Annotated in this window: 4 protein-coding genes and 1 tRNA gene; all 5 read left to right on the top strand. The window is 67.8% G+C overall.

Translation table 11 applies throughout. The features are described from left to right. The coding region (locus Q0379_RS17920; RefSeq protein ID WP_299014686.1) for an RluA family pseudouridine synthase at positions 1-583 on the top strand (583 nt) is incomplete at its 5' end. Between the two features lie 109 nt (positions 584-692). Further along, positions 693-1391 (top strand): hypothetical protein, encoded by a 699-nt coding sequence (locus Q0379_RS17915; RefSeq protein WP_299014683.1) that lies wholly within the window; start codon positions 693-695, stop codon positions 1389-1391. 154 nt (positions 1392-1545) lie between these two features. Further along, positions 1546-2388 carry an MBL fold metallo-hydrolase gene (locus tag Q0379_RS17910; protein ID WP_299014680.1) on the top strand — a complete coding sequence of 281 codons (843 nt, stop codon included), beginning with the start codon at positions 1546-1548 and terminating at the stop codon, positions 2386-2388. Between the two features lie 77 nt (positions 2389-2465). Then, complete coding sequence (locus Q0379_RS17905; protein ID WP_299014676.1) at positions 2466-2885, top strand: PaaI family thioesterase; 420 nt, start codon at positions 2466-2468, stop codon at positions 2883-2885. Between the two features lie 103 nt (positions 2886-2988). Further along, a tRNA-Ser gene (locus Q0379_RS17900) sits at positions 2989-3078 on the top strand. Positions 3079-3460 lie beyond the last annotated feature (382 nt).

Here is a 3460-nt window from a genome sequence, read left to right as displayed (position 1 = left end):
CGGCGGCGTCGCGCGGCCCGGCATCGTCCATCGTCTGGACAAGGACACCTCGGGCGTGATGGTCGCCGCCAAGAGCGACGCCGCGCACAAGGGCCTCTCGGCCCTGTTCGCCACGCACGACATCGATCGGCTCTATATCGCCCTGACCCGCGGCGCGCCGTCGCCGCCCTCGGGAACGATCACCACGCAACTGGGCCGCTCGCCCGGCGACCGCAAGAAGATGGCCGTGCTGCGGTCCGGCGGGCGCGAGGCGATCACCCATTACAAGGTCGAGGCCGCGTTCGGGCCGCAGGACAAGCCCCTGGCCGCGCGCGTCGCCTGCCGCCTCGAGACCGGACGAACGCACCAGATCCGGGTCCATATGGCCAGCAAGGGCAGTCCGTGCCTGGGCGACCCGGTCTATGGCGCGGGCCAGCCCGCGGCGGCCGTCAGAGAGGCGATCCAGGCGGCCGGGCTTAAGCGTCAGGCGCTGCATGCGGCGGTGCTGGGGTTCGTCCATCCGATCACCGGCGAGACTCTCCGCTTCGAGACGCCGCTTCCAGCCGACATGGCGACGCTCCAGGGAAGCCTGGAAGCGCTCTAGTTGGCTTCCGCGCCCGCGTGAGGTCAAGCTTGCGCCGGAGCAACAAAAGCGCCCTAATTGCGCTGGCTTGGCGCTCTAGTGTGGTAGCGTGCCACCCTGGAGCTTAGCCATGCGGCGTTTTATCGCGATCCTGGCCGTCAGCCTTTCCGCCGCCGCCGCCCCCGCCTTGGCCGCGCCGCCCTCGGTCGCTGCGGCGGGCGACGATGAGGTGATCGCCACCGCCCAGGCCAAGCCCACGCCCGAAGCGCTGAAGGCCGCCGCCCAGGCCGCGCCGATCGCCCCGCAGACGTCCAAGCCGCTGACGACCCAGGAGCAGATCGCCGCCTTCCTGGCCGAGACCCCCGCGCCGCGTTCCGAAAACGGCCCGCGCGGCCTGCTGCCCGCCGACCGGGACGAAGATGGCAAGCGCAAGGTCCACGGTTCGATGGGCGTCTCGGTTGGCACCGGCGGGTACCGCAGCGCCTACGCCTCGGCCCTGTTCCCCGTCGGCGAGAACACCACGGTGGGCGTCGCGGTCTCCAAAACCGATTTCGGCAAGCACGGCGGCTTCTACGCCGATCCGTACGCTGGCGGTCCCGACTACGGCGGGCCCTATGGCTACGGTTATGGCGGCTACGGCTATGGTCGCCTGCGCGGCGGATCACAGCAGTCGGTCGCCCTGTCGATCATGACCGGAGGCCCAGGCCGGACGGACGACACGCCCGAAGGCTGCGCCCCCGGCTTCCGGACCGGCGGCCGCTATGTCGAGCCCCTCTGGGTCGCGGGCATGCGCGACGGCGCTCACCCCTGCGACGCAACGTCGCGCTAAGACCCAATTTGGGTGATCGAAGCTTCACAGCCAGTATTTAGCCGTCCTTGAAAGCCTATCCGGCCTCTCGGATACGTTTTTTCAAGGGTTGCCGTTCGCTGATGTTTAACGGCTTGGTGGTCAAAGTGGCCGCCTCGGGGCTAGGGCTTACGGAATGCAGCCGGAAATCATCGCTTATCACCATCCCGCGACCGGGACGGTGACCTATCTCATCATCGACCCCGCGACATTCCTCTGCGCCATCGTCGATCCCGTCCTGGATTTCGATCCGGAAACCGAAGCGGTCGACACCGGCTTCGTGGACAAGATCATCGCCGATATCCGCGCGCGCGACCTCGGCCCGACCTGGATTCTCGAGACCGGTCTGCATACCGGGCACCTGTCGGCGGCCGGCCACCTGAAATACGAGACCGGCGCCTCCATCTGCATTGGTGCGCGCGTGGTCGAAAGCCTGAAGCGCCTGGTTCCCGTCCTCGGCGAGGACGGCGTCGACCTTGAGGGCTGGGACTTCGACAAGCTGGCCAAGCACGGCGAGTCCCTGCCGATGGGCGGCCTGAAGATCACCGCCCTGGCGCTGGAAAGCCGACTTCCGGGCGCGGTGGCCTACCGCATCGCCAACGCCATCTTCACCGGCGACGTGCTGCTGGCCCCGTCCGAGGGCTCGGGCCGCTGCGACGTTCCTGGCGCCGACGCTGGCAAGACCTTCGACGACGCCCGCAAGATCCTCAGCCTGCCGCCCCAGACTCGCATCCTGCCGGGCGTCTGCGCGGCCCTTCCCTGCGAGTCGACCGTGGCCGAGGAGAAGGCGTCCAACATCCAACTGAACGACACCGTCGATCGGTTGAACTTCATCGCCATGCGCACGACCGCCGACGCGATGCTCCCGGAATCGACCGTGGCCGGCCCGGCCCTTCGCGTCGCCGTCCGCGCCGGGCGCCTGCCGCCCGATATCGGCGCGGGCACCCGCTTCGCCCCGGTCGACCTGGCCAAGCTCTAGACTTCGTTTTCTTTAGCAATTGACTTGCGCCGACGCGCGGCCGCATAGGGTCTGAAACCCCTTTGCGGAGCGCCCCCATGACCCAGGACTTCAGCGCCGCCCTGACCGCCGCCCAGGCCGGCAGCCTGCCCGACCTGCTGGGCCTGCAGTGGCTGGAGGCGACGCATGGCCATGTGAGGGGCCGTTTCGACGTCGACAAGCGGCACATGGCTCCCAATGGCTTCCTGCACGCCGCCAGCGTCATCGCCCTGGCCGACTCGGCCTGCGGCTATGGCTGCATGACCTCGCTGCCCGAGGGTGGGACCAGCTTCACGACCATCGAACTCAAGTCGAATTTCCTGGGCACGGCGCGCGACGGCGGCGTGGCGGTCGAGGCCAGACTGGTCCACGGCGGCCGCAACACCCAGGTCTGGGACGCCGTCGTCACCAACGAGACGACGGGCAAGACCATCGCGCTTTTCCGCTGCACCCAGATGATTCTGCGACCAAAAGACTGAGGCGAAAAAAGCCGGGAGGAGGGGCTTGCGTCCCGGCGGCGACGCCGCTAGTTATCGCGCCCTCGACCTGGGCGGCCCTAAAAAGCTCCCGAAAAACACCTGTGGAGAGGTGGCAGAGTGGTCGAATGTACCGCACTCGAAATGCGGCGTGCCTGGAAGGGCACCGTGGGTTCGAATCCCACCCTCTCCGCCACCCCCCTTGTTCATAGCCGTCCGCGCGCGTCCGCCGAAAGCCAGGCAGGCTACTGATTCATCGCGGAAAACTCGCGTTCCGCGTCTGGACAGATCCACCCGCGTTCAACCCCATGACGCGAGGCTGGTTGGGGTTGAAATGGGGTTGATCCCCCGTAGGCGAGAATGGGGGTGACCTTATGGTCCGGATGTACGACCGCCTGACCGCTCTGACGGTGCGCCGCCTCGAACGACCAGGAAGATATCCCGACGGCGGCGGCCTCTATCTCCAGGTCTCGCCGTCCGGCGGCAAGGAACGCGACGTTCCGGGAGGCGACGCCGCCCCCATTCCTCATCCAGCCATAACGAGTCCTGGGTTGGTCTGAGCCTGGTGATGGTGGCCG

It is taken from the genome of uncultured Caulobacter sp., from assembly GCF_937900395.1.
GTDB lineage: Bacteria > Pseudomonadota > Alphaproteobacteria > Caulobacterales > Caulobacteraceae > Caulobacter.
The sequence above is the reverse complement of the archived record's forward strand: the minus strand, read 5'-3'. Positions and strand labels throughout refer to the sequence as shown.